Here is a 25,486-nt window from a genome sequence, read left to right as displayed (position 1 = left end):
AGAACGATGCCGGCTATTACTTACGAACTGATCAAGACCTGCGCCCAGACGGGCGCCAGGCTCGGACGCGTCCACACGCCGCACGGCGTCATCGATACGCCTGCGTTCATGCCCGTCGGCACGCAAGCGACCGTCAAGGGCATCAGCCCCGAGGAGCTTAAAAGCTTGAACGCGCAGATCATCCTGAGCAACACGTACCACCTGTTCGTCAGGCCGGGCCACGAGCTCGTCCGCGCGGCGGGCGGCCTGCACAAGATGATGAACTGGGACCGTCCGATCCTGACGGACAGCGGCGGCTTCCAGGTGTTCTCGCTGGCGCAGATGCGCAAGATCACCGAGGAGGGCGTCACCTTCCGCTCGCATCTGAACGGGGACAAGCTGTTTCTGTCCCCGGAAGTCGCGACGGCGGTACAGAATGCGCTCGGGCCGGACATTATGATGGCGTTCGACGAATGTCCGCCGTACCCCGCCGAGTATGCGTACGTCAAGCAATCGACGGAGCGTACGAGCCGGTGGGCCGAGCGATGCCTCAAAGCGCACGCCAGGCCGCATGACCAGGGCCTGTTCGCCATCGTGCAGGGCGGCATGCACAAGGACCTGCGCGCGCAGAGCGCGGCGGATTTGACTTCCCTGGATTTTCCGGGCTATGCTATTGGAGGCCTTAGCGTAGGCGAATCCAAGGAAATCATGTACGAGGTGCTCGACCATACGGTGCCGCTGCTTCCTTCGAACAAGCCGCGCTATCTGATGGGCGTCGGTTCGCCGGACGCGCTCGTCGAGGGCAGCATCCGCGGCGTGGACATGTTCGACTGCGTGCTCCCGACCCGGATCGCCCGCAACGGCACGCTCATGACGAGCGAAGGCCGCGTCGTCGTGAAGAACGCGAAGTATGCGGAGGACTTCGGTCCGCTCGATCCGAAGTGCGACTGCTACGCCTGCAGGAACTATTCCCGGGCTTATGTCAGACACTTGATCCGCGCGGACGAGATGTTCGGTCTGCGCCTGACGACGATCCACAACCTGCATTTCCTGGTGAATCTCATGAGTCAGGTTCGCCAGGCGATCCGCGAAGACCGTCTCGGGGATTTCCGCGACGAATTTTTCGAGGCGTACGGCATGGCGACCAACGAGAGCGGTTTCTGATTGAATCAAAATCCGAAGGGAGGTTTTTACTATGTGGTTAGCTGACAATGCCGCAGGAGGCGGCGGCAACCTGCTTTATTCGCTGGCGCCGTTCCTGCTCATGTTTGTCGTATTTTACTTCCTGCTCATCCGTCCGCAGCAGAAGAAATCGAAGAACCGCAACTCGATGCTTCGGGCGCTCGCCAAGGGCGACAAGGTGACGACGATCGGCGGCTTGCACGGCACGATCGCCGAGATCACCGACGATACGATCGTACTGAAGGTGAACGACGCGACGAAGCTCACGTTCGATCGTTCCGCGATCAACAACGTCGCGGCGCGCGCGGGCGAGTCGAAAAGCGATAAGTAAGGATAAATAACCGCGAAGCGAAAAAACAAGCCGTCGGATCGTAAGATCCCGCGGCTTGTTTTTTTGCGATCGGATTCAAGTATCCGTCAGGCGCGAAGGCGCAAGCTGCTTGAACTCTTCCTTGCGTCGCGGCCGACGCTTGCGGCGAAGCGACGGGCGATCCGCCCAAGCGCCGACCTTCAGGCCGACGGCGACGACGACGGTCGCGAGGACGAGGCCCGCGAACATGTCGGTCGCCCAGTGAATGCCAAGATAGAAGATGGAGAAAAGAATGACGACCGCATTCGCGACGCCGAAAATCGCCCAGCGCCTGTTGCCGGAGCGGAGCGCCAGAAGCGCCATCGTCACGGAAATAGACGTGTGCAGGCTCGGAAAACAATTGTCCAGACCGGACAGGCGGCGATACTGCGTCTCGAAGCTCGGAAAAACGTCGAGCATCAGAAAACGAACGTCCGTTGCGGCGGACCACGCCTCGCGGACGGGCACGAACAGATAAAACGGAACCGCGATCAAGTAATTCAGCAGGAGAGCCGCGCAAAGGGCGTAGTAGAGCCTGTCGTTGCCGGCTCTGGCGTAAACGATCAACGAAGCGACCATAAAGCCTTGAAAAACGACGAGGTAGAAAAACGCGCAAACGAACGTGAGCGCGGGGGACTCCAGCGCCCGCTGCAACGCGCCTTGCCAGCTGCCTTCCCAGCCTGCAAGGGTACGGGTAAGGTCGGCGGGAACGGGCAGAGCCGCTTCCAGACGCAGCTCGAACTTGTTCAGTCCCATGATCAGGAGCAAACACATAAAAAAACATCAAGTGCCTGGGAGAGCGATACAGCTTCCGGACGAAAACGGCCGCGGAGGCGAAAGGCTGCCTTGCCGTGCCGTATCCGACGAGGAGCGCCACCGTCACGGCCGTAAGCGCAGATATGATTTTCATGCTGCCGAATACGATCAATGCGTTCGCTCCTTGCCGCTAGAAATGACTGTATCAGTATATCACAATTCCCATTTTTCTAACGGCCGCAGACGGCATTATTTTGCATCGCTCAAAATCTTACAACCGCCTTGTATTCGATCCGGAACCTGCGTTCACGCCGAGCATGCCCCCGAAGGCGCCCGCCAGCGCGGCGACCAAGCCGAGCAGCCCCATGCGGGAGTCGAAGCCGATGTCCTGGGACAAAAATCCGATAATGACGACCGCAAGCGCATATAACAAGCCGGTGACTGCGCCGATGTACCAGCCGCGTTTGCCCGATCGTTTGGCAGAAGTGAATCCGCCGGCCAGGCTCGCCGCCCCGTGAACGCCGAATACCCAGGACAGAAGCTTCGTCTCCGGCATGGAAGAGCTGTAGAGCAGGATCGAGAGCGCGAGCGTGCCCAGACCCAGCCAAATAAAAGCCCAGACGAAGCCTGCGACCAGCGGGGATGCGATGCGAATGCCGGATACGCGTACGGGATTCATACCGATGCACTCCTTTGAAATCAACCGATTTGTACCATTGTATGGGCTTGTACCCGCCGCTAGTACTCGCAAATGCCGATAATTTCCGAGTCCCCGTCCCGTATCGCGTGCAGGATGCGCGGTGAGACTACAACCGCAGGCCCGGCTCCGATATCCGGCAAGGGAGGAACAGCACTTGGAACTGACGGCGATCACGATTCGGACGCTGCTGATGTACTTATTCGTCTTCCTGATCCTGCGGCTGATGGGCAAACGCGAGATCGGAAAGCTCTCCGTGTTCGATCTCGTCATCTCGATCATGATCGCCGAGATCGCCGTCATCGCGATCGAAGCGCCGAGCCGGCCGCTTCTGTACGCCGCCGCGCCGATGGCCGTGCTCGTCGCCGTGCAATTGATCGTTTCCACGCTGACGTTGAAAAACCGCAGGCTTCGCCTATGGTTCGAAGGCAAGCCGAGCGTCATCATAAGCAAAGGGAACCTGAACTGGAAAGAAATGAAAAAGCAGCGTTACAGCCTTGACGATCTGATGATGCAGCTTCGGGAAAACAGGATCGACCACGTTGCCGACGTCGAGCTCGCGGTGCTCGAATCGTCAGGCAAACTGTCCGTCATCATGTCGGATAAACATAAACGCGAGTCGCCGCTGTCCGCGGAAGAAACGAAGCCGAAAATCCAATACGGTTTGCTTCCGCTCCCGCTGATTATGGACGGCCTCGTGCAAGACGACAGCCTCGAGCGGATCGGCAAAAACCGGTTCTGGCTAAGGCAAGAGCTGCGGCGGGAAGGCGTCAAAACGTTTAAGCAGGTGGCGTTCTGCACGCTGGACCATAAGGGGAGGCTATATATTAACCGAAGGACCTAGCGCGCGCTTTTATTTAAATAGACGGCCGAGGATCGGAATTCTGGCCGCGTCGTGCCTGTCCACGAGCTTCATGGCCATCAGCAGCAGCAAATAAACGACGAGCGACAGAAGACCTGCCGCGATCAGGTCCAGCCAGACGCCGGGCAGCCTGCCCGCATTCCAGATCCAGAGCGCGACCGCGCCCATGATCGTCATGGCCGCGCCGATCTTGAGGAAGTCGCCGGGCAGCAGACGGACGCCCGTCAAACGGACGACGCTGATCCAATGCAGCAGCGTGACCAGCGCCATGTTGGCGCCGATGGCGATGACGGCCCCCCCGAATGCCGAGCTCCGGCTTGGAAGCGAGCAGTACGATCAGGAGGAGCTTGACCAGCGCTCCCGCGAACGTGTTCGCCAGCGCCGTGCCCGGACGGTCCAGCGCCTGAAGCGCTGCCTGCAGCGGCGCCTGCATGTACAAAAAGACGGCTGCGGGCGCCAGCAGGCTGAGCAAGGCTCCTGGCTCCGGGTCTCCGTAAATGAGCCCGCAGATCGGTCGGCCGAACAACGCCATCAGTATGATGAAGGGGGGCGCCGGTGACGATGGCCAGCCGCATCGATTGGTGCAGGCGCTTCTGGATGGCGGGACGGTCGCCTCTGGCGGCCGCCTCCGACAGCGATGGTACGAGCGACGTCGCAAGCGAGAAGGTGAGGGAGCCGGGCAGCAGCAGAAGCGGTATGACCATGCCCTGCAGAATGCCGTACTGCGCGGTAGCCGCCGCCGTGGCGAGTCCTGCCGCGATGAGCGCGCGCGCCGTCAGGATCGATTCGAACAGATAGGACAAGGAGCCGATCAGCCTGCTGCCCGTGACGGGTACCGCGATTCGCAGCAGGGCGCGCGTTCGGCTTTCCTCGGCGGCGGCCGGCTGCGCGAGCTTGGCGATCGCTTCGGGCGCGGCTTTATCGGATGGAGAACCATCGGCTCTGCCGCGTCCCCGGGTTTCTCCCCGCAGATGCAGCCATAGCGCCGCAAGGCCTGCGAGCTCGCCCGCGCCCGTACCGATCATCGCGCCGGCCGCGGCCGCCTCCAGTCCCCATGGCAGAAACATAAAAGCGAGCGTCAGCGAGAGCGCGATCCGGACGATCGTCTCTACCGTCTGCGAGACCGCCGTCGGCAGCATATCCTGTTTGCCCTGGAAGTAGCCCCGCCAGATGGCGGACACGGCGACGAGCGGAATGACCGGGATAATCGCCAAAAACGCGGTGTGAACCCGGGGGTCGGTCATCAGGCTGGACGATATCCAGTCCGAGAGCGCAAAGCATAATCCGCATACGGTCAAGCTGGCCGACAGCGCGAGGGTCAGCGCCGTTCGCCGGATGCGGACGGCCTCCTCCGCGTCGCCGCGGGAGTCGGCGGCGGCCACGAGCTTCGCCACCGCCAGCGGCAGCCCGCCGGTGATAATCGTGAGTACGACGATAAAAAAAAGGGAAAACAAGCTGGACGAGTCCTACGCCTTCGGCCCCGATCAGGCGCGGCAGCGCGATCCGGGGCACGAAGCCGAGCAATCGGTTGAGGAGACCGGCGGCGAGCAGGATCATGGCTCCCTGGATAAAGGTTTGTTTGCGCGGCGACAAGGTTCATCCCATCCTTCGCTCTTCGGTTCGTCTACCTTACCAGCCTATGCGGGGGCTGTCCGCAATCATGACAAGCCTGTCGGGCGATGCGGCAGGAATTCGGCGCGAGACGGCGAAAGGTTTATTTACAGTTGACAGTTGCGCTAGGATGGAAAGCGGTGTAAAGAGAAAAGAAGACGGCAGACGGCAATGCAGCGGGCGCGAAGCGGGAAGGGAGAACGCCGATGACGGACGATATGCGCTTGGACGGCATGGACGAGGCCGAGTTGAACCGTACGATCAGGGAGCTCTGCGAGAGCAAGGCCGAGGAGTTTCGGATGATCGGCTACGAGCAGGCGACGGGGCCCGAGATCTGGGAGTGCGTAAGCGACAAATACCACAAAAAAGGGAACGCCGGCGCTTCATGCGATCGTCAACGACATCCTGTCGCTGAAGGTGACGAACTTTATGAACTATATTACGCTGAGCATCTATCGCGGAGAAAAAAGACGATAGATTCGGCAGACGGTTCGGGCGGCGTTCCAACGACCGGATACGCGCCAGGAGGCTCCCTTCGCGGGAGCCTTTTTCGCGCGGAACAGGGCTTTTCGACAAATTGACTTCGCTTTGAGCGCGTAGGTATAATAGGAACATTGAGAATCGAAAGGGGTCGGCAATACCATATGAACCGGATGCTCGCTTTCGTGCTCGTGGTTCTCGTTTCGTTCGGCGTTATCGCGGCTACCAGCCCGTATTTGCTGGACAAGACGAAGCTTGGGCTCGATCTGCAAGGCGGATTTGAGATTTTGTACGAAGCATCCCCCGCTCGCTGGAACGGGCGAAGTGACGAAGGATTCGCTGAACAAGACGGCCGAGAGCATCAAGAAGCGGATCGACGCGCGCGGCGTCGGCGAATCCGAAGTGACGCCGGAGGGCAAGAACCGGATCCGCGTCAAGATCGCCGGCGTCGCCGACGAGACGGAAGTCCGCAAGATGCTGCAAAAGCCGGCGGTTCTTACGTTCCGCAGCGCAGAAGGATGCGCCGCGGACGCAGGCTATTGCAAGGTAGAGCTGCAGGGGGACGACTTTAAAGAGGGCGCGGCGAAGGTCGAATACAATCAGCTGCGCGAACCGCTCGTCGCCATTCAGGTCAAAGACAAAAAAGAAATTCGAAGATATCTCGAGCAGGCTCCTGGGCAAAAAGCTCGCGATCTACCTGGACGAGGATCTGTTGTCCGATCCGACCGTTCAGGGCGTCTTCACCGACGGCACGGCCACCATCTCCGGCCAGCCGACGCCGGCCGACGCCAAGGCGCTGGCCGATACGATCAATCTCGGCGCGCTGCCGCTGAAGCTGACGGAGAAGTATACGCAAAGCGTAGGCGCGACGCTCGGCAAAAAGTCGCTTGAAGAGACGCTGCTCGCGGGCATCATCGCGTCCGTCGCCATTTTCGTATTTATGGTCGTGTTCTACCGGTTGCCGGGCGTTATCGCAGGCTTCTGTCTGCTCGTGTTCGTCTGGCTGCTGATCGCCGTCTTCTGGCTCATGGGCGCGACGCTGACGCTGCCCGGCATCGCCGCCTTCGTGCTCGGCATCGGCATCGCGGTCGACTCGAATATCATTACGGCCGAACGGATCAAGGACGAGATCCGCACGGGCAAGAGCATCGCGTCGTCGCTGCGGTCGGGCAACAAGAACAGCTTCCGCACGATCATCGACGCGCATATCACGAACATCATCGCCGGCGCCGTGCTTTACTTTATCGGCCAAGGCTCGGTCAAGGGCTTCGCGGTCGTGCTGCTCGCGTCGATCATCTGCAACATCGCGACCAACATCTTCCTGCCCCGCTACCTGATGCACCTGCTCGTGAAGAGCGGCAAGTTCAATAAGGTCGGCTACTATGGCGTAAAGGAGAGTGAAATCCGTGCGCTATAAGTTTCACGACATCGACTGGATTAAATGGAGCAAGCCGTTCTTCATCGCTTCGCTCGTCATCGTGCTGATCGGCATTTTGTCGCTCTCCATCCGGGGCTTGAACTACGGCATCGACTTTCAATCGGGCACGTCCGTGGACATCGCCATCACCAAGACGGTGAACGGCGACGAGGTCAAGACGTTCCTCGAGAAGGAAGAGCTCGGCGAGTATCACCTGACGACCGCGGCCGAGCGGCTCTCGATCCGGTTCAAGGCCGCGCTTACGGAAGACCAGCAGAGCAAGCTCGAATCGGACTTCAAGTCCAAGTTCGACGACAAGGCGTCGTTCGAGAAAAACATCGTCGACGTCGAGATCGCCAAGGAGCAGCAGACGAACGCCCTGCGCGGCATTCTGATCGCTTCGATCGGCATCATCATCTATATCGCGATCCGCTTCGAATGGCGGTACGCGATCTCGTCGGTCATCGCGCTGCTGTACGACGCGTTTATCGTCATTACGCTGTTCTCGATTTTCCATCTCGAAGTCAACCTGCCGTTTATCGTTGCCGTACTGACCATCATCGGCTATTCGATCAACGATACCGTCGTCATCTTCGACCGGATCCGGGAGAATATGCGCTTCGCAAAGGTGAAGTCCGAAGCCGATCTCGCCAAGGTCGTCAACGACAGCATCACCCAGACGCTGACCCGTTCGATCAATACGGTTATCACCGTCGCATTCGCCGCCGTCTGCCTATTCATTTTCGGCAGCGAATCGATTAAAATGTTCTCGCTCGCGATGATCTTCGGATTGATCAGCGGCGCCTATTCCTCCATCTTCATCGCCAGCCCGCTCTGGTTCTGGATGAAACGAAAAGCGAAGCCTGCCAAGCCCGTCAAGGCGCAGCCGGCGCCTTGACGGAATAAGGAATAGAGGTGTATCGATAAGATGACTCAAAAAAGGACCGGCAAAACGCTGCACGGCATCAAGGTATCCCTGCTCGGGTTGCTCGTACTGTCGGTCTTCAAGGGTCTCGCGGGTTGGTTCACGGGCAGTAAGGCGCTGATGGCGGACGCCTGCCATTCGGCGGCCGACTTCGCCGCCGCCGTCAATTCTTATCTGCGGCACCGCAGGGCCATCTCGCCTCGCGGCGCCGCCGAGCGGCAGCGCGAAGCGGTGGCGGCCGTCGTGTTCGCGGCGCTGCTGCTGCTCGCCGGCCTCGAGATGGCGATCTCCTCGCTGCGCGCGATCGCGTGGGGCGAGGATCGCGCGCCCGGCTGGGGCGCCGTCATCGTCATCGCGGCCGGCATGATCGCCCGCGAAGCGCTGATTCTGTACCGCCGCAGCTACGAGCACCGCATGGGGCTGCGTCCCGAAGCGTCCCGCACGGACCGTTCGGACGTGTTCGCGTCGCTGACCGCGCTGGTCGGCACGGCGGGCGCGATGACCGGACAGCTGCTGGACTTGCCCGTCCTGTACGTGCTCGATCCCGCCGCAGGACTCGTGATCGGCGTGTTCGTGCTCCGGATGGGCTACCGGCAGGCGGCTTCCGCCATCGGCGCGGTCGAACGCAGGCCAATGGACGAAGTGGACGCGCAGACCTTGCTTGAAGTGGTGCAGCGGGTCGACGGCGTCGTCGCCGTCGACGAGCTCAGAGCGAAGGAACACGGCCATTATGTGATCATAGACGTCCTTATCAGAGTGAATCCGCGCATATCGGTGCTGGACGGACACGACGTCGCCCAGCGCGTGCGAAGGCAGCTGACCAAGCGCTTCTTGCACGTATCGGACGCGAGCGTACGCGTCGAGCCGTACGATCCGGGTTATCCTTACAAATCGAATCACCAGGAAGAAGAAATGCCGACTTTAATTCAATAAATCGCTGTGGACTCCGCCGCACCAGGCGGAGTCCACAGTGCTGTAAGGCAGAAAGGAGCGGTTTAAAAGGTGAAATCCACCTATCGCTGGGTATTGGCGGAAGAAGACGGCGACGCGGCGGCGGCGCTCGGGGCGCAGTTGGGTTTGGCGCCGCTGGTCAGCCGCTTGCTCGTCTCGCGGGGGGTATCGGAATCCGGAAGACGCGGAGCGATTTTTGTATCCCGGGCTCCGCGATCTGCACGATCCCTACTTGCTGCTCGGCATGGACCGGGCAGTGGCACGGATCCGGCAGGCGATCGACGGCAGTGAACGCATACGCGTATACGGGGACTACGACGCCGACGGCGTCACCTCGACCGCGCTTATGCACAGGCTGCTCAGCCGGCTTGGCGCGGACTTCGATACATACATTCCGCATCGGAGCAAGGAAGGCTACGGGCTGAATCTGCCTGCGATCGACAAAGCGGCGGAAGCGGGCGTCAAGCTCATCGTCACGGTCGACAACGGCATCAGCGCCATCGAGCAGATCGCTTATGCGGCGACGCTCGGCATCGACGTCGTCGTGACCGATCACCATGAGCCGCCTGCCGTCCTGCCGAACGCGGCGGTCGCCATCGTCAATCCGAAGCAGCCCGGCTGCCCGTATCCGTTCAAGGAGCTCACCGGCTCGGCGGTCGCGTTCAAGCTGGCCCACGCGATGCTCGGCGAGCCTGACCTCGCGTTCGCCGACGTCGCCGCGATCGGCGTCGTCGCGGATTTGATGCCGCTGACGGGCGAAAACCGCGCGATCGTGAAGCTCGGGCTCGAGGAGATGAACGCGCGTCCGTCGCCCGGCATCAAGGCGCTGGCGCAAATCTCCGGCGCCGAGCCGGGACGGCTCACGAGCGGACGCGTCGCGTTCGGACTCGCGCCGCGGCTGAACGCGGGGGGCCGGCTGGCCGAAGCGGATACCGCGCTGCGCCTGCTCATCACCGCCGATCAGCGCGAAGCCGAGCTGCTGGCGGCGGAGCTGGACATGCTGAACCAGGAACGACAGCAGCTGGTGGAGGACACGCTGATTCAGGCCGACGCCGCATGGCAGGCGATCGCGGCCGCTCACGGCGGTACCGGACCCGCTGTCATCGTCGTCGCGGGGGGAGGGCTGGAACGCGGGCATCGCGGGTCTCGTCGCTTCGAAGCTCGTCGAGCGCTATTACAAGCCGACCGTCGTCCTGGCGGCGGACGCCGCCACGGGCCTGTGCAAAGGCTCGGCGCGCTCGATCGAAGGCTTCGACCTGCATGCGGCGCTAACGGCTTGCGCAGAGGAGCTCGAGCACTTCGGCGGCCACAAGGCGGCCGCCGGCATGACGATGCGCACCGAGCGCGTCGCCGCGCTGGGCGAGAAGCTGTCCGCGCTCGCGGATAGCTGGCTGACGGCAGACGATTGGGTCCCGCGCAAGAAGGCGGATCTCGTCTGCAGAGCTTCCGAGCTGACGCTCGAGGCCGCCGATCAGCTGCGCGCGCTCGAGCCGTGCGGCATCGGCAATCCCGCTCCCCGCTTCGTGCTGCGCGGCGCGGAGGTGATCGACGCCAAGGCGATGGGCAAAGACAGCCGGCATTTGCGGGTGGTGCTGGGCCAGGGCGGCCGCAAGCTGGAGGCCGTTTGCTTCGGCAGAGGCGCGGATTGCGGCGCCATGCTGGGCAGCGGCTCGGCCAATGTGCTGGGCGAGCTGTCGGTGAACGAGTGGAACGGGAGCAAACGCGTGCAGCTCATGCTGCAGGACTGGCAGCCGGCCGCGCTGCCCGTGCATGACCGGCGCCACGAGGCCGATTGGCGAAGCGCCTTGCGGACGCTGACGGCAGCGACCGGGGCCGCGAGCCTGCTCGCCGTCGCGGCGAGCGAGACGGCCTTGGCCGAGCTGCAAGCCGCCACCGGCGACGGGGCGGAGCTTATCGTCGCATCGTATGCTGAAGCGGCCGCGGCGGCGACGGGCGCGAAGACGCTGCGGCTCGCGCTGATCGACCTGCCCGAGGCGGGCGACGCCCTGGAGGGACTGCGCGGACTGCTTGCCGGCTGCGTCGTGGAGGAGATCCATCTTCTCTCGTCCGGCCGCGCTTCGTCCGGCTCGCGCAGCCGTCCGCAGGAGGGCGTGCGCATGCCGGGCCGGGAGCAGTTCGGCGAGGTGTACGGTCTGATGCGGCGCAAGGGGAGCTGGATCGAGACGCCCGACGGATTTTTGCGTCAGGTGGCGCAGCGGACTGGCCGGACGCTCGCCGATATCGTCATGATGCAGGACGTGTTCGAGGAACTCGGCTTCTTGCGGCGGAGCCGGGCGTCGGTCGAGATCGTCGCCCAGCCGCCGAAGCGCCAGCTGGAGGAGTCCGCCAGATACCGCAAGGCGCTGCTCCGCGCGGAGGCCGAGGCGCTGGCCGCGATGTCGCCCGCCGACTTGCGGAATTGGCTGCGCGCGCTCGCGGAAGGTAACGATGGCAAGCGGCTTCGATCAAGTGTATAATGCAAGCTGGCGAACTTGTTTTGAAGGAGCGAATGAGAATGGATTTTAAGCCATATATCCGCGTTATTCCCGATTTTCCCGTACCCGGGATCCGATTCAAGGATATAACGACCTTGCTTAACAACGGCGAGGTGTACCGCGCGGCGATCGACGAGCTCAAGGAGCGCGTGAAGGACTGGGAGATCGACATCGTGGCCGGCCCCGAGGCGCGCGGCTTCGTCATCGGCGCGCCGCTCGCGCTGGCGCTCGGCGTCGGCTTCGTGCCGATCCGCAAGTCGGGCAAGCTGCCCGGCGAGACGGTTGAGGCCGGCTACGATCTCGAATACGGCAAGGACACGCTGGCCGTGCATAAGGATGCGATCAAGCCTGGACAGCGCGTGCTGATCGCTGACGATCTGCTCGCCACGGGCGGGACGATCGCGACGACGATCAAGCTCGTCGAACAGCTTGGCGGCGAGATCGTCGGCGCTTCCTTCCTGATCGAGCTGAGCTATCTCGACGGACGGGACAAGCTGAAGGGCGCGCGCGTCGAATCGCTGGTCCAGTACTAACCGAATATCGCGGCGAATCGCGGCGCAGCTGCCGAGGCCGGACGTTCCGATAGCCGGAGCGTCCGGCTTTTGTTTCGACGGAGCTCCCTGAAGGACGTTCGCCGCGCTTCATTTTCAGCCGATCTTCAGCAGCGGTTCAGAGGCGCCTCAGCGCCCCCCGAGCATAATGGGAATATATGAATAGCGGGCCACGCAGAGGAGCGACAGCGCGATGAATCAAATTAAAGGCATCCGTATTCTCGCCGTAGACGACGAACCGAACATTTTGCAATTTTTGGAGCTGGGCCTGATCAACGAAGGCTTTGAAGTGCAGACCGCGCCAGACGGCATGACGGCGATCAACTTGGCCAAAAGCTTCAAGCCCCATGTCGCCATTTTGGACGTGATGATGCCCGGGATGGACGGTTTCGAGGCGTGCAAGCTGCTGAAGAAAACCGAAAACGTGGCGGTTATTATGCTGACGGCCAGGGACGAGGTGGACGATCGGGTCAAAGGGCTTTTGCTCGGCGCGGACGACTACATGGCCAAGCCGTTCAGCTTCGAGGAGCTATTGGCCCGCATTCATGCGCGGGTGCGCAACCAATTTCCCCTACTGTCCGGCCAGGCCGTGTTCGGTCCCATCAGCATCGACGACCGGCGCAAGGAGATCAGCCTGAGCGGGCGGGTGCTGGAGCTGTCGCCTACCGAATACGAACTGCTTAAATATATGGTCATCAACCACGGCATCGTGCTCAGCAAAGCGCTGATTCTCGACAAGGTATGGGGCTACGACTTCGGCGGCGACGAAAATATCGTGGAAGTGTACATTCGCTCGCTGCGCGAGAAGCTCGGCGACAAGGAGCACCAGCTGATCCGCACGCTGCGCGGCGCGGGCTACAGGATCGATCTGCCATGAGGCGGACGTCCGGCGGCGTCCCGCGCCCCCCAGCTGAAGGGCTCGCTTCGCCTCCAGCTGCTGTCGCGTTCGCTGCTCGTCCTGGCGGTGCTGCTGGTGCTCATCGGTTTGTTTCAATTCGTGCTCATGCGAAAGTTCACCTACGAGAACAAAGCCTCCGCGCTTCGAAGCCAGATCTTGTCGCTGCCGCCCGACATCTGGCGGGACCGTCAAGGTCATGGCGGCGGAGGCGCCGACCGCGCCATGAAGTCCGGGTTCGGCTTCGGCGCCGCCAAGCCGCCGGATAACGACGATAAGGACGCCGACGTCAGTAGGGACGGGGACGAAGGATTGACGGACGCCGTGAGCGAGATGCGAGGCCGTTACTACGTTCCGGATGCCACCGTCGTCTTGATCGGGACCGACCTGAGCTTCACGACGCTGTCCGAATGGACGGATCAGGCAGAACCGCCCCGGCTTTCCGACGAGGCGTACCGGGCGGCCATGAACGGCGAAGAAGGCGCCTCCGCGGGCGCGGACTACCGGATCGCGAAGGATGCCGAAGGCAACGAGCAGCTCGTGGTGCTTCGTTCGCTCGGCAAGGAAGGCCAAGGCTCCGGCGTCATCCAGATCAGCACGGGCACGAGAGAGCTCAAGGAGACGCTGAAAGGTCAACTGCTCCTGTTCGGCGGACTGTCGCTGCTGGCGCTGATCGCCGGGCTGCTCGCGTTGCTGCCCGTGCTTCGGCGCACGTTAACGCCGCTGTCCGACCTGGTCGACAGGGTCGAACGGATCGATGCCGGCAACCTGGACGAACCATTCCCCGCGATCGCGAAGCCGGTGGAGATCGGACGTTTGTCGGCATCCTTCAACGGGATGCTGGCGCGGCTAAACGATGCGTTCGAGACCGAGAAGGAAGCGAAGGAGCACATGCGACAGTTCGTGGCGGATGCCTCGCATGAGCTGCGGACCCCGCTGACCTCGATTCATGGCTTCCTGGAAGTGCTGCTGCGCGGCGCATCCGGCAATCCCGAGCAGCTCGAGCGCGCGCTTCGCAGCATGCACGGCGAGTCGGAGCGGCTTCGCAAGCTGGTCGGTGATCTGCTGACGCTGGCGAAGCTCGATCAGCGGAACGGCGTTCATGCCGTCCGCGGCGATCTGAGCGATACGCTTCGCGAGATGGAGCCGCAGCTGCGGATGCTGGCCGGGTCCCGCGAGGTGGCGTTCGCGCTGCCGGAAGGCATGTATGGCCTGTACGACCCGGACAAAATCAAGCAGGTCGTGCTCAATCTGTTTCACAATGCGGTTCAGCATACGGATGCGGAAGAAGGCGCGATCGCGATAGCGATCCGTCGCGCAGGCGGTTGGCTGCAGCTCGACGTCAAGGACAACGGCTCGGGCATCGATGCCGACCACCTGCCTTACGTATTCGATCGATTCTATCGAAGCGATTCGTCTCGTACGCGCAAATACGGGGGGGGCCGGATTAGGCTTGTCGATATCCAAGTCCATCGTCGACGCGCTCGGCGGCCGCATTCGGGCGTCGAGCGAACCGGGGGGAAGGAACCCTGTTCTCGATTGTATTGCCTGCGCCTGAACCGCTGGGGGACGTTCATGACTGACGCAGCGATCCGACCAGCGCGGCGATCTCCCCGATCGGCCGCCTGAACTCGGCTGCGCCGAGCTCGTAGGCGGCCTTCGGCATGCCGTAGACGACCGATGTCTGTTCGTCCTGGACGATCGTCCGCGCGCCTGCCTGCCGCATGGCGAGCAGGCCGCGCGCGCCGTCCTGTCCCATGCCGGTCAGCAAAATGCCGATCGATTCGGGTCCGGCGCACGCGGCGACGGAGCCGAACAGGATGTCGACGGACGGGATATGCCCGCTGACCTTCTCGCCCTTGCTGCAGTCTGCTTTGAGCCGGCCGCCGCTGCGGACGACCTTCAAGTGCCGATCGCCCGGCGCGACCAGCACGATCCCGCTTTTGATCTCGTCGCCCGTCTCCGCTTCGCGCGCTTCGAATCGGGTCGCCTGATTGAGCCTTTCGGCGAACATGCGGGAGAAGACGGGCGGAATGTGCTGCACGATCACGATGCCCGGCACGTTCGGCGGCAGCATCTGAAGCAGATAATAGATCGCCTCGGTGCCGCCGGTCGAAGCGCCGATCGCGATCAGTCCCGTCTGCCCGCCCGCTGCGGAAGCGGGCGGCGCCGCATACTGCCGCGCCAGCCGGGCGACGTTCCGGATGAACGATGCGACATGCTCCGGCGTCGGCGCCGCCGGCTTCAGCAGGAACGCCTTGGCGCCGGAGCGCAAAGCGCCTGCTTCGGCCTCTGGACGCGAGCTGATCGCGATCGCGGGGGATCGGATAACTCGGCAGCAGTTGCCCCAAAAAGGTAATTCCGTTCATTCGCGGCAGTTCGATATCGCATACCATAATGTGCGGGCGGTACTGCATCAAATGTTTTCGCGCCTCGAACGGATCGCCCGCGGGCGGCACCAGCTCGATATCGCCGAGGCTGCGGAGCCCCCTTGAGAGCGCTTCTCTGAACGAGGGCGAGTCGTCGACCAGCAGCACCCTGATTTTATCGATGGCGGTCATGGCTTTTCCTCCGTGTATCTTCTGATTCCGGCTTGCGGTATACGGACGGACTGACATAGGAGAAGCCGAGATCCTTGCGTCCGATCCCTTCGGAATGACCGATGAACAAATAGCCGCCCGGCGCCAGCGTCTCCCAAAATTTACGAAGCAGCTGGTTCCGGGCGCGCTCGTCGAAGTATATCATTACGTTGCGGCAAAAAATAATGTGAAAGGGACGGCTGAAAGGAAAACGCTGTTCCATCAGATTAAAGCGGCGGAACAGCACCTGAGCCCTCAGACTGTCCTGCACCCGTACCGTGTTGTCCGGCAACCGACGAAAATAAAGCCGCTTCCAGCTTTCCGGCAGCGGCCTCACGGCGTCCTGCGAGTATACGCCGAGAGCTGCCGTCTCGAGCGTGCGCGCCGAAATATCCGTCGCCAGCACGCGGCTGTCCCATTCGCCGGCCTGCGGGCCTAGAAAGTCCTGCAGCAGCATGGCGAGCGTATAGGGCTCCTCGCCGGTCGAACAGCCTGCGCTCCAAACGCGCAGATCGCGGTCGGCGATGCGCGGCATCCAGTAGGGCAGCGCGACGTCCCGCATAAAATCGAAGTGCGGCGTCTCCCGCATAAAAAACGTATGATTCGTGGATATATGATCGATCAGTTGGGACAGAAGGCGGCCCGAGCGATCGGCCGCCAACCGGGAGATATATTGATCGAAGCCGGCGGCGCCGTGCTGCTCGAGCAGACGGCCGAGCCGACTGACGAGCAGCGCCTTTTTCTCCCGCCTCAAATAGATACCCGCATGAAGACGAATCGTTTCGGCCAGCTTGTCGAATTCCTCATCCTGAATATGGTTGTCCATGCTCAATACTTGCCGAACTCCTTGTCGCTCAAGGAGAAGCTGTCCATGCCGGCAGCCACTTCGGCGAAGGCGTCGTCGGGCGAACGATAGCCAGGCTGCGGGCGCGCATCCGTTCGGGTCGCAGGCGACGCCGCGCTATAGCCGTCGGAGGCGCCATAGCCGTGCCGGCTGCGAATTCTGAATCGCGACACTTGCCCCCGCAGCATGTCGGCTTGTCCGGTCAGCTCCTCGCTCGCAGCCGCGCTCTCCTCCGACGTCGACGAGTTCGTCTGAATGACCTGGGACACCTGCAGCAAACCTTGATTGATTTGCGTAATGCCCGCCGCCTGCTCGCCGGATGCCTTGGAGATGCCTTCGACGAGCTGGGCGACCCGGTCTACGTCGCCGAGCATTTTCTCCAGCGCGTCCGCCGTATCGCCGGCGATTTTCATGCCGTTCTCGACATTGCGGATCGAGCCTTCGATCATGGCGGTCGTTTCCTTGGCCGCGCCTGCCGAGCGGGCCGCGAGATTGCGTACTTCCTCGGCGACGACGGCGAAGCCCTTGCCGTGCTGGCCTGCCCGCGCCGCTTCGACGGCGGCGTTCAGCGCCAGGATGTTCGTTTGGAACGCGATCTCGTCGATGACCTTGATAATTTTCGAGATGCTGCCCGAAGCTTCGTTGATATCGTCCATCGCGCGCAGCATCTCCCGCATACGGCCGTTGCCGTGGGCCGCGTTGCTGCGCGTCTGCTCGGCCAGATTGCTGGCAAGCACCGAATTGTCCGCGTTAAGTCTCGTTTGGCTCGAGATCTCTTCGAGCGATACGGTGAGCTGCTCGACGGAGCTCGCCTGCTCCGTCGAGCCCTGCGACAGCAGCAGGCTCGATTCGGACATCTGGCGGGCCCCCCGCGGCGACCTGATCGGAGGCGGCCTGAATGTTGGACACGACCTCGTTCAGATTGTCGTTCATCCGCCTGAATGCGGCGGCGAGCTGTCCGGTCTCGTCCTTGGACGACACGTCGATCTGCCGAGTCAGATCGCCGCTCGCGATCCGCTCGGCCGCATCGACCATTTTGCGGATCGGCTTGCCGATCATCGAGGAAATGAACAGGCCGAGCACGATTGCGACCGCCATGGCGACGACGACGACGAGCACCATCGTCGTAATCGTCGAACGGGTCGACGCGCTGTACGCGTCGGATTGCGCGACGCCCTCGTCCCGTCCGGCCTGAAACAGGCTTTTGATCTCGCCGTCCGTCTTCTGGGCCAAGCTTGCCGATTCGCCGAGCAACTTGATCGCGCCGGCGATGTCGTCTTTGGCTGCGAGCTCGACGATCCGGTCGCGCATTCCGTTGTACTGCTCGAGCGTGGACTTGAAGGCGTCATACCGTTCCTTCAAGGAAGCGGACGACAGACTTTTTTTGGAATCGCATGAACGATTCGTCCATGCTGGCGTCCAGCTCGCCGATCGTCTGCTTGAGCTGCGTGCGCTCGGCGTCGTCTTCCGTAATCAGCATGCTGCGCATCGTCGCGCGAATGTTGTGATAGTTCATGCCGGCTTCGCCCAGATCGCCGAGCGCGACGCCGTAATTTTCGTACAAATCGGTGTAATTGCGGTCGAGCCGATTCATGTTGGCGACTCCGATCAGGCCGACGACGCCGGCCAGCAACGCCAGCAGGATAAAGGAAGCGAGAAGCTTTTTGCCGATCTTCATATCGTAAAACCAGCGCATGACAACACCCCATAGTCGGTTATTGGTTAAGCCGTTCAAGATCCTCGTCGCCGATCAGCTTCAGCGCGTCGAGCAGCAGCTTCGTTCCGTCGCTCGCTTTGCCGATGCCGCTGATGAAGCGGGAAGACGGACGCCCCGTCTCAGGCGGGGGGAACGATGTCGGTCTCCGCGATGCTCAGCACTTCGGAGACGCTGTCGACGATGAGGCCGAGCGACAGCTCGCCGATATCGACGACGATAATGCAAGTTCGGTCCGTATATTCGCGCAGCGGCTTGCGGAAGCGAAGGCGTACGTCCATGACGGGTATGATTTTTCCCCGGAGATTGATGATGCCCCGCATATGCGCCGGCAGCTCCGGAATTTCCGTGATTTTTTGAATGCCGATAATTTCGGTCACATGGCGAATTTCGATCCCGTACATGTCTCCGCCGAGCGCAAACGTCAAATATTTGTTTTTCTGCGTATCTTCTTCTTGGCCGGCGTCCGCGCCGCTCTCGTTGATATTCGTCACGTCGTCCCTCCTTATGCGTTTCCCTCGATGACGGCCGCCAGGCGCTCTGCCTGGATGCGATCGTCGCCCGCCAGCCAGGCTCCGGTGTTCAATATCAGACTGATGCTGCCGTCGCCGAGGAGCGTACACCCCGATATTTTCCCGGATGTCAGATGCCTGGCGACCAGCGGCGGGAGCGGCTTGATGACGATCTGCTGCTGACCGAGCAGCTCGTCCGCTTCCAGGCAGACGGCCCGATCGCCTTGCTCGACCATGACCAGGATGCGGGCAGGACCGTCGTCTCTTTCGTCGACCTGCGCCGGACCGAGGCGCAGCACCGGCACGCAGCGGCCGCGCGACAACAGCATTCGCCCGCCGTCCGGACTATGAATGATCTGCTCCGGCGCGGGCCGGAACGATTCCCTGACCGAGACGGTCGGTATCGTATACCGCGTCAAGCCGGCCCGTAGATGCATCCCGTCGATGATCGCCAGGGTCAGCGGTATTTTGAGGGTAAATCGCGTGTAGCGTCCTTGCTCGCTGTCGACCGCGATGCTCCCGGATACCTGCGCGACATTGCGGGCGACGACGTCCATGCCGACCCCGCGGCCGCTGAATTCGGAGATCTGTTCGCGCGTCGTCAGCCCGGGCATAAAAATGAAGTTGTAAATTTCCGAATCGCTCGGCTCTCTCGCAACGTCGCGGAGCAGACCGGCCGCTTGCGCTTTTTCAAGCAGCCGCTGCCTGTCCAGGCCGCGGCCGTCGTCCTCTACGGTGAGCATGACGTCTCCGCCGATGCTTATCGCCCGAAGCCTGACGATGCCGGCCGGCGGCTTCCCGGCGGCCGCGCGCTCCTCCGGAAGCTCGATGCCGTGATCGATGCAGTTTCTCACCAGATGCATGAGCGGATCGGAGATTTGATCGATGACGAGCTTGTCCAGCTCGGTTTGCTCCCCGTCGATGATCATATCGGCCTGCTTGCCCAGCTTGGCGGTCATATCGCGCGCGACACGGTTCATCTTGCCGAACAGCGCGGCGATCGGCACCATGCGCAGCGAGAGCACCGAATCCTGAAGCTCTGTCGTAATCTTGCGCAACTGCGACTGGGCCTGTCGCAGCCGGCCGCTCCCTTCGGGATCCGCCGCCTCGCTCTGGCCGACGACCGATTCGGTGACGACCAGCTCGCCTACCAGGTCCACGAGGCGATCGAGCTTGGCGACGGGCACGCTGACGGTTTGCGAAGCGATCGGCTTCGGGGAGACGCCCGTTTTTTCCGCGGGAACCGCGGCTTGCGGATCGCGCGGAGCCGGCTCGCGGGACGTCGGCGCCTGCGGCGCCGGCGCTTGCGAGATGTCCGTCGGGGCGCTCCGTCCGCTTTCGCTCGCCTCCCGCGCATCCGCCCAGGAGATGAGCCGGGTCACATTCACGGACTCGATATATAAGTTGTTTTGTATATAGGTTACGATGGAAGAATAGTCCATATCGGACTCCAGCATGACCAATAGCCCGAGCGATTCGAGCACTTCGGAAGAGGAGGCGTCGTCAACGAGATTGTCCGGCGAGTGATCGATCCGAAGACAAACTTCGCGCAGTCTGGCAATCAACTGGTACGCCCGGACGGAGATCATCGGACAAGGGTCTGAAAATCGAACGAGGGCGCTGTAGCAATTCGCCTGCTTGCCCGAAGCGCCCGATTGAATTCGCATGCCGGCCGCTTCTTCGAGCAGCGCAGTCGGCTCGCCGGGGTGTCCGAGCCCTCGCTCGCGATGCGCCAGCTCGCTGCGGCAGTAATCGACCGTTCGCAGCACGAGATCCGCCAGCGGACGGCCGTTGCGCGGATCGTCGTGCCGTTTGCGCAAATCGTCGAACACATCCTCGAGCGCATGCGAGATATCCGCGATGCGACGATACTGCATCATCGCGGAGGAGCCCTTTAAGGTATGCAGGCTGCGGAAAAGGGCGGCGATGTCTTCGGGCGAGAAGCCGCCGGATTTTTCGCTGGCGAGCGCCAGCTCCTCGATTTGGCCGATCAACTGATACGCTTCAAGAAAATACATGTCGGTCAAGGCGTCGCTCGGTTCTTGCGGATTCATGGGCCAACCTTTCTGCGCGCGGCCGGGTTAAAGTTCTGGACCGAACCGTGCAGCGTATCTTCTTGGATGTCGAGCAGGGACAAGACCTTGCCGCGGATGACGGACGTATTGCGTCTCGTATTGCCGGTGATCAGCTCGGACAGCCTGCTCTCGGACAAGCCGTATTCGAGACAGAACTGCTTGCGCGTTAATTTACGCTCAGCGAGACGTTGGAGGATCGCCCACCCGAGTTCGGTAAATTGACGGGAGGAGGTCAAGCGTTCACCTCATTTCTTCATAAAAAAAGGAATCGTCTGCGATGTGGAGATATGTATAATTGCATCAAACCAATTCCTTTTGACTAAGACTTTGGAAGTAATGGTTATTCGCCATTATAATCGTATATTCGATTATATTCAATCAAATTTACGTAAATACGATTAAATACGACGATCCTGATTTTTTTTGGAATGATACGAAAGAACTAGTTCGGCGGGTATTGATTTATAAGTGAGTTGGTCGACGGAGGAGATCGTTCATGGATCAGTTGAAACGCAGATTGCGCGAGCTTCGCAAAGCGCTTGGCATGACGATGGCGGAGCTGGCGGGTTCCATCGCTGTTTCTCCCGGCAACGTCGGGGATTGGGAGAGCGAAAAGCGCAACTCCGTGCCGAGCGCCGGGGCGCTGATCGCGATCGGCAACGAGCTAGGCGTCTCACTCGATTGGCTGTTGCTCGGCATCGGCAGCCCTTTCCTGTCCAAGAAGCCGGGCATGTCGGAGGAAGGCGGCAGCGGGGAGAACGACGGCGCGTTGGGAAAAAATTTCCCATCGGAAAAAACCGGTATCCGGCCGGCCGTCGATGAGCTGCTGGAGACAGCGTCGCGGCTCGAGGCGGACGATTTGGCGCATGTGCAATACATCGTTCGCCGCCTGTGCGAGTCGACGCCAGACGCAGGCGGGCAGCGCAGGCCGCGGGACTGACGAACCCGCTTGAAGCCGGACAGCTCTTGCTTCCGCGCGCTGCCGTTCTGGAGAAGCCGTTTTTACTTGGCTTGCGTTAATCCGATGTTCATCTTAAATTCACGCAAGTCTGCTAGTCTCCTCTTATCGTACATAGGAGGTCGTCTAGGATGAGGAAGCGCGGAAAGTGGATCGCCTGGATCGTGATCGTCTGCCTGATCGCGGCCGGCGGCGGAGGCTATTGGTGGTATACGTCCAAGGATACGAAGGCGGCGACGAGCGGTCCGACCTTCACCCAATCCCGGGTAACCAAAGGAACAATCACCAAGAGCGTCTCCGGCAGCGGCGCGGTCGAAGTCAGCGAATCGGAGACGGTGAAGCCGTCCGTCGCCGCGACGGTGGAGAAGGTCAACGTAACCGAAGGACAGACGGTCAAAAAGGGAGCTGTGCTCGCAACGTTCGAGGGCGAGGACGTCAGTCTGTCCCTCAGCAAGTCCGAGCTAAGCCTGGAGCAGCTGCAGATGCAGCTGGAGCAAGCCCAGGAAAAGTGGAAGTCTCTGCAAATATCCGGCGCGGAGCAGGCCGATATCGAGTCGGCGGAGATGAGCATCAAAACGATTCAGCTAAATATCAAGCAGACGCAGCTGGATATGCAAGATACGAAGGAAAAAGCGAAAGCGCCGGATCCGCTCGTCGCCTCGATCGACGGTACGGTGACGGCCGTGAACGTGAAGGACGGCGACGCGGTGAACGGCCAGCTCGAAGCGTTCACGATCGTGAATTACGACAAGCTGGATATTCAGATCTCGGCGGACGAGCTCGATATCTCGCAGTTGAAGCTCGGACAAACCGCGAACATTACGATGGATGCGCTCAGCGGCCAGACGTTCACGGGCAAGGTGACGAAGATCGCCAAGGAAGGCACCTCCACGAACGGCGTCGCGACGTTCCCCGTCACGGTGAGCCTGGATAAAACGGATGGGGTCATGCCGGGCATGAACGGCAGCGTCGACGTCGTTATCGAGTCGAAGCAGGACGCGCTGCTCGTGTCGGTCGAAGCGGTGACGCAGATGGGGACGAGGTATTTCGTGCGCGTTCCGGCGGACGGTACGACGACGGGGCAAACGGCGCCCGGGCAAACGACAGGCGGCCAGGCAGCAGGCGGGCAAGCCGCAGAGGGTCGGACGCAAGGCGGCGATCAAGCCGCGGGAGGTCAGGCAGCGAGCGGTCAAGCGGCTGGGGGCCAAGCGGCAAGCGATCAGACGGCAGGCGGTCAGGCGACAGGCGGTCAGGCGGCAGGCGGCGAGAGGCCGGAAGGCATGCCTCAGGAAGGCGCGGCCCCGGGCGGCAATGCGGCTGGCGGAAACGCGGCGGGCTCGCAAGGCGGCTATGGCGGCCAGGGCAGACAAGGCGGCTACGGAGGCGCAGGACGTCAGGGCGGCTATGGCGCTGCTGGCGGCGGCTTCGCGAGAAGCGGCCAAGCTCAGACGGCTGCCGGCGCGGCAAGCGCGAACTTTACGCTTAAGGAGATTACCGTCGGCATCACGACGGATGCGCAAGTCGAAGTATTGACCGGGCTGACCGAAGGCCAGACGGTACTGATCCCGGTGACGGTATCGACGAACTCCGGCAACCAGCAGCAGACGGGATTCGGCATGGGCGGCGGCTTCCAAATGGGCGGCGGCGCGTTCCCTGCGGGCGGCGGCAACTTCGGGGGCGGCAACTTTGGCGGCGCAGGCGGCGGCAACCGCACCGGCGGTACCGGCGCCCGTGCAGGCACAGGCACTGCGGGAGGTCGATGACATGAGCATGTCCGCGCCCTCTCCACTGATCATCATGGAGGACGTATTCAAGAAGTACACGCTGGCCGGAGAGACGCTGAACGCGCTCGACGGCATTACGCTTACCGTCAACAAGGGCGACTTCATGGCGATCATCGGGCCGTCCGGCTCGGGCAAGTCGACGCTCATGAACGTGCTCGGCTGCCTCGACACGCCGACCAGCGGCAAATATACGCTGGACGGCGCGGAGATCGGCAAGCTCAGCGACAATAAGCTGGCGAGCATTCGCAACAACAAGATCGGCTTCATCTTTCAAAGCTTCCATCTACTCCCTCGTCTGCGGGCGATCGATAACGTCGAACTTCCGCTCGTATACCGCGGCATGTCCGGCCGCGAACGCCGGGCGCTCGCGAAGGAGGCGCTTGAGAAAGTAGGCCTTGGCGAGCGTATGTACCACGTCCCGAACCAGCTGTCGGGCGGTCAGCAGCAGCGCGTCGCCATCGCCAGGGCGCTCGCGGGACGGCCGCCGCTGCTGCTCGCGGACGAACCGACGGGCGCGCTCGACAGCAAGACGAGCCGGGATGTCATCGGGCTGCTCAAGGAGCTGAACGACGAAGGCAATACGATCGTGCTCATCACGCACGATCCGAAGGTCGCCGAGCAGGCGCAGCGCGTCGTGCGCATCCAGGACGGCAAGCTGACCGAAGAGAGGAGCGTCGCTTCATGAAGCTGAGCCAAGGCATCCGCATGGCTTGGGGGGAGCGTCCGCGCCCAGCCGCTTCGCACGCTGCTCACCGTGCTCGGCATTCTGATCGGGGTCGCGTCGGTGACGATCATGGTCGCGATCGGCAACGGCACCTCGGAGCAAGTCAAGAGCCAGCTTCAGGGCCTCGGCACGAACATGCTGACCGTGAACGTCGTCGGCCGCGGCGCGGTTACCAGCATCAAGCCTACCGACGTGCAGTCGCTGGCGGACGTTGACAACGTCGAGAGCTATGCGCCGAACATCAGCGGCAACGTGACCGCGAAGTCGGGCACGCTGACCTACTCCGCGTCCGTCAACGCGACGACTTCGGCCTTCGCCGACATACGCGATTACGAGGTCGCGCAAGGACGCTTCATCATGGACATCGACGATTCGTTCAAGCAGAAGGTGGCCGTCGTCGGATCCGAGGTCGCGACCGAGCTGAAGCTGAGCGACCCGGTCGGCAGCAAAATTTCGCTGAACGGCATTCCGTACAAGATCGTCGGCGTCCTCGCCTCGAAGGGCAGCACGACGAACGGTTCGAGCGACAACGTCGTCATCGTGCCGCTGTCCACGGCGCGCGTCGTGCTTCAGACCGACGCGATCCGCACGATCTACGTGCAGGTCGACAGCGAGAAGAACGTAGACAAGGTGCAGACGGCGCTCGAAAGCAATCTCAAATCCTTTTTCCGCAACGACGAAGACAGCTATAATGTATTTAACCAACAGGACCTGCTCGAGACGATCACGTCGGTATCGACTTCGGTGTCGACGCTGCTTACCTACGTGGCGGCCATCTCGCTGCTCGTCGGCGGCATCGGCGTCATGAACATGATGCTCGTCTCAGTCACGGAGCGCACGAGGGAGATCGGCATCCGCAAGTCGCTTGGAGCCAAGCAGCGCGACATTCTGTTCCAGTTTCTCGTAGAAGCTTCGATGATTGGCCTGCTAGGCGGCATCGCCGGGGTGGCGGTCGGGGCGAGCGGCTCCAAATTCGTCGGCAACATGATGGGTTCGCCCGCTTCGCCTTCCGTCGATATTATGGCGATTGCGGTCGTCTTTTCGATCGGCGTCGGCGTACTGTTCGGGTTCCTGCCGGCTCGACGGGCTTCCCGCCTCGATCCGGTCGAAGCGCTGCGGCAATAATCGAATCGATAGCCAGAATAA

The 25,486-nt window shown here is 61.9% G+C and carries 26 protein-coding genes and 4 pseudogenes; 17 read left to right on the top strand and 13 right to left on the bottom strand.

Translation table 11 applies throughout. From position 1 onward, the window contains the following. Window positions 1-6: 6 nt before the first annotated feature. Window positions 7-1,143: a tRNA guanosine(34) transglycosylase Tgt gene (gene tgt / locus OMP40_RS33585; protein ID WP_277537784.1), complete on the top strand. Its 1,137-nt coding sequence runs from the start codon at window positions 7-9 to the stop codon at window positions 1,141-1,143. A gap of 31 nt (window positions 1,144-1,174) precedes the next feature. Beyond that, window positions 1,175-1,492 carry a preprotein translocase subunit YajC gene (gene yajC / locus OMP40_RS33580; protein WP_277537782.1) on the top strand — a complete coding sequence of 106 codons (318 nt, stop codon included), beginning with the start codon at window positions 1,175-1,177 and terminating at the stop codon, window positions 1,490-1,492. A 75-nt stretch (window positions 1,493-1,567) separates the two neighbouring features. Here the strand turns inward: yajC and OMP40_RS33575 are convergent, their stop codons facing one another. Beyond that, entirely contained in the window at window positions 1,568-2,284 is a 717-nt protein-coding gene (locus tag OMP40_RS33575; protein WP_277537780.1) for a phosphatase PAP2 family protein, read from the bottom strand. Window positions 2,285-2,537: 253 nt separating this feature from the next. Further along, window positions 2,538-2,945: a TIGR04086 family membrane protein gene (locus tag OMP40_RS33570; protein ID WP_277537778.1), complete on the bottom strand. Its 408-nt coding sequence runs from the start codon at window positions 2,943-2,945 to the stop codon at window positions 2,538-2,540. A gap of 175 nt (window positions 2,946-3,120) precedes the next feature. Here OMP40_RS33570 and OMP40_RS33565 point away from each other — a divergent pair, with 175 nt between their 5' ends. After that, window positions 3,121-3,807, top strand: coding sequence for a DUF421 domain-containing protein (locus tag OMP40_RS33565; protein ID WP_277537776.1), 687 nt, complete (start codon window positions 3,121-3,123; stop codon window positions 3,805-3,807). Between the two features lie 9 nt (window positions 3,808-3,816). Here the strand turns inward: OMP40_RS33565 and OMP40_RS40810 are convergent, their stop codons facing one another. Together OMP40_RS40810 and OMP40_RS43240 are read right to left on the bottom strand one after the other, a co-directional pair. After that, window positions 3,817-4,095, bottom strand: coding sequence for a hypothetical protein (locus OMP40_RS40810; RefSeq protein ID WP_338131309.1), 279 nt, complete (start codon window positions 4,093-4,095; stop codon window positions 3,817-3,819). Then, window positions 4,050-5,279 (bottom strand): oligosaccharide flippase family protein, encoded by a 1,230-nt coding sequence (locus OMP40_RS43240; RefSeq protein WP_459076930.1) that lies wholly within the window; start codon window positions 5,277-5,279, stop codon window positions 4,050-4,052. The genes OMP40_RS40810 and OMP40_RS43240 overlap by 46 nt, the downstream gene beginning before the upstream one ends. Window positions 5,280-5,642: 363 nt before the next feature. Between OMP40_RS43240 and OMP40_RS40795 the strand changes: the two genes are divergently transcribed. The 10 genes and pseudogenes from OMP40_RS40795 to OMP40_RS33510 all read left to right on the top strand — a co-directional run bounded on the left by OMP40_RS40795 (window position 5,643) and on the right by OMP40_RS33510 (window position 14,779). After that, on the top strand, window positions 5,643-6,017 hold the full coding sequence (locus OMP40_RS40795; protein ID WP_338131308.1) for a post-transcriptional regulator: 375 nt from the start codon (window positions 5,643-5,645) through the stop codon (window positions 6,015-6,017). A 63-nt stretch (window positions 6,018-6,080) separates the two neighbouring features. Beyond that, window positions 6,081-7,333 (top strand): annotated as a pseudogene (secD, locus tag OMP40_RS33545) (protein translocase subunit SecD). Continuing rightward, on the top strand, window positions 7,323-8,231 hold the full coding sequence (gene secF / locus OMP40_RS33540) for a protein translocase subunit SecF (RefSeq protein WP_277537773.1): 909 nt from the start codon (window positions 7,323-7,325) through the stop codon (window positions 8,229-8,231). The pseudogene secD and the gene secF overlap by 11 nt, the downstream one beginning before the upstream one ends. A gap of 30 nt (window positions 8,232-8,261) precedes the next feature. Then, a complete protein-coding gene (locus OMP40_RS33535) occupies window positions 8,262-9,191 on the top strand; it encodes a cation diffusion facilitator family transporter (RefSeq protein ID WP_277537771.1) in 930 nt (309 codons plus the stop codon). 262 nt (window positions 9,192-9,453) lie between these two features. Beyond that, window positions 9,454-9,924, top strand: a pseudogene (locus OMP40_RS42690) (DHH family phosphoesterase); the annotation flags it as partial. Window positions 9,925-10,306: 382 nt separating this feature from the next. Further along, a pseudogene (locus tag OMP40_RS42685) lies at window positions 10,307-10,525 on the top strand (DHHA1 domain-containing protein); the annotation flags it as partial. Between the two features lie 9 nt (window positions 10,526-10,534). Then, the gene (locus OMP40_RS33525; RefSeq protein WP_277537767.1) at window positions 10,535-11,686 is read left to right on the top strand and encodes a single-stranded-DNA-specific exonuclease C-terminal domain-containing protein; all 1,152 of its coding nucleotides are present in this window, start codon (window positions 10,535-10,537) and stop codon (window positions 11,684-11,686) included. Window positions 11,687-11,724: 38 nt separating this feature from the next. Next, window positions 11,725-12,237 carry an adenine phosphoribosyltransferase gene (locus tag OMP40_RS33520; RefSeq protein WP_277537765.1) on the top strand — a complete coding sequence of 171 codons (513 nt, stop codon included), beginning with the start codon at window positions 11,725-11,727 and terminating at the stop codon, window positions 12,235-12,237. Window positions 12,238-12,448: 211 nt separating this feature from the next. Then, on the top strand, window positions 12,449-13,132 hold the full coding sequence (locus OMP40_RS33515) for a response regulator transcription factor (RefSeq protein ID WP_277537763.1): 684 nt from the start codon (window positions 12,449-12,451) through the stop codon (window positions 13,130-13,132). 96 nt (window positions 13,133-13,228) lie between these two features. Beyond that, on the top strand, window positions 13,229-14,779 hold the full coding sequence (locus OMP40_RS33510; RefSeq protein ID WP_459076929.1) for a sensor histidine kinase: 1,551 nt from the start codon (window positions 13,229-13,231) through the stop codon (window positions 14,777-14,779). On the opposite strand, the gene OMP40_RS33505 is transcribed toward OMP40_RS33510, so the two are convergent. From OMP40_RS33505 to OMP40_RS33470, 9 genes and pseudogenes are all read right to left on the bottom strand, one after another. Then, on the bottom strand, window positions 14,724-15,425 hold the full coding sequence (locus tag OMP40_RS33505; protein ID WP_277537761.1) for a CheB methylesterase domain-containing protein: 702 nt from the start codon (window positions 15,423-15,425) through the stop codon (window positions 14,724-14,726). The two genes, OMP40_RS33510 and OMP40_RS33505, sit on opposite strands and share 56 nt — an antisense overlap. Before the next feature lie 124 nt (window positions 15,426-15,549). Next, window positions 15,550-15,711, bottom strand: a pseudogene (locus OMP40_RS42680) (response regulator); the annotation flags it as partial. Continuing rightward, window positions 15,695-16,555 (bottom strand): CheR family methyltransferase, encoded by an 861-nt coding sequence (locus OMP40_RS33500; RefSeq protein ID WP_277538200.1) that lies wholly within the window; start codon window positions 16,553-16,555, stop codon window positions 15,695-15,697. The gene OMP40_RS33500 and the pseudogene OMP40_RS42680, both read right to left, overlap by 17 nt. Before the next feature lie 2 nt (window positions 16,556-16,557). Beyond that, window positions 16,558-17,430 (bottom strand): methyl-accepting chemotaxis protein, encoded by an 873-nt coding sequence (locus OMP40_RS33495; protein WP_277537759.1) that lies wholly within the window; start codon window positions 17,428-17,430, stop codon window positions 16,558-16,560. Next, on the bottom strand, window positions 17,324-17,935 hold the full coding sequence (locus OMP40_RS33490) for a HAMP domain-containing protein (RefSeq protein WP_277537758.1): 612 nt from the start codon (window positions 17,933-17,935) through the stop codon (window positions 17,324-17,326). The genes OMP40_RS33495 and OMP40_RS33490 overlap by 107 nt, the downstream gene beginning before the upstream one ends. Then, the gene (locus tag OMP40_RS33485) at window positions 17,919-18,269 is read right to left on the bottom strand and encodes an MCP four helix bundle domain-containing protein (RefSeq protein ID WP_277537757.1); all 351 of its coding nucleotides are present in this window, start codon (window positions 18,267-18,269) and stop codon (window positions 17,919-17,921) included. The genes OMP40_RS33490 and OMP40_RS33485 overlap by 17 nt, the downstream gene beginning before the upstream one ends. Before the next feature lie 140 nt (window positions 18,270-18,409). Further along, window positions 18,410-18,781, bottom strand: coding sequence for a chemotaxis protein CheW (locus tag OMP40_RS33480; RefSeq protein ID WP_277537755.1), 372 nt, complete (start codon window positions 18,779-18,781; stop codon window positions 18,410-18,412). 11 nt (window positions 18,782-18,792) lie between these two features. Then, window positions 18,793-20,853, bottom strand: a complete 2,061-nt coding sequence (locus OMP40_RS33475) for a chemotaxis protein CheA (protein WP_277537753.1) — start codon at window positions 20,851-20,853, stop codon at window positions 18,793-18,795. Continuing rightward, complete coding sequence (locus OMP40_RS33470; protein WP_277537751.1) at window positions 20,850-21,110, bottom strand: hypothetical protein; 261 nt, start codon at window positions 21,108-21,110, stop codon at window positions 20,850-20,852. The genes OMP40_RS33475 and OMP40_RS33470 overlap by 4 nt, the downstream gene beginning before the upstream one ends. Window positions 21,111-21,370: 260 nt before the next feature. Between OMP40_RS33470 and OMP40_RS33465 the strand changes: the two genes are divergently transcribed. The 4 genes from OMP40_RS33465 to OMP40_RS33450 all read left to right on the top strand — a co-directional run bounded on the left by OMP40_RS33465 (window position 21,371) and on the right by OMP40_RS33450 (window position 25,465). Further along, complete coding sequence (locus OMP40_RS33465; protein ID WP_277537750.1) at window positions 21,371-21,814, top strand: transcriptional regulator; 444 nt, start codon at window positions 21,371-21,373, stop codon at window positions 21,812-21,814. 149 nt (window positions 21,815-21,963) lie between these two features. Next, complete coding sequence (locus OMP40_RS33460; RefSeq protein WP_277537747.1) at window positions 21,964-23,595, top strand: efflux RND transporter periplasmic adaptor subunit; 1,632 nt, start codon at window positions 21,964-21,966, stop codon at window positions 23,593-23,595. A 7-nt stretch (window positions 23,596-23,602) separates the two neighbouring features. Then, on the top strand, window positions 23,603-24,301 hold the full coding sequence (locus tag OMP40_RS33455) for an ABC transporter ATP-binding protein (RefSeq protein ID WP_277538199.1): 699 nt from the start codon (window positions 23,603-23,605) through the stop codon (window positions 24,299-24,301). 69 nt (window positions 24,302-24,370) lie between these two features. Continuing rightward, a complete protein-coding gene (locus OMP40_RS33450) occupies window positions 24,371-25,465 on the top strand; it encodes an ABC transporter permease (protein ID WP_277537745.1) in 1,095 nt (364 codons plus the stop codon). The last annotated feature ends 21 nt before the right edge of the window (window positions 25,466-25,486 follow it).

This window comes from Cohnella rhizosphaerae, from assembly GCF_029525575.1.
Lineage (GTDB): Bacteria > Bacillota > Bacilli > Paenibacillales > Paenibacillaceae > Cohnella > Cohnella rhizosphaerae.
This window is presented reverse-complemented; position numbering and strand designations above follow the sequence as displayed.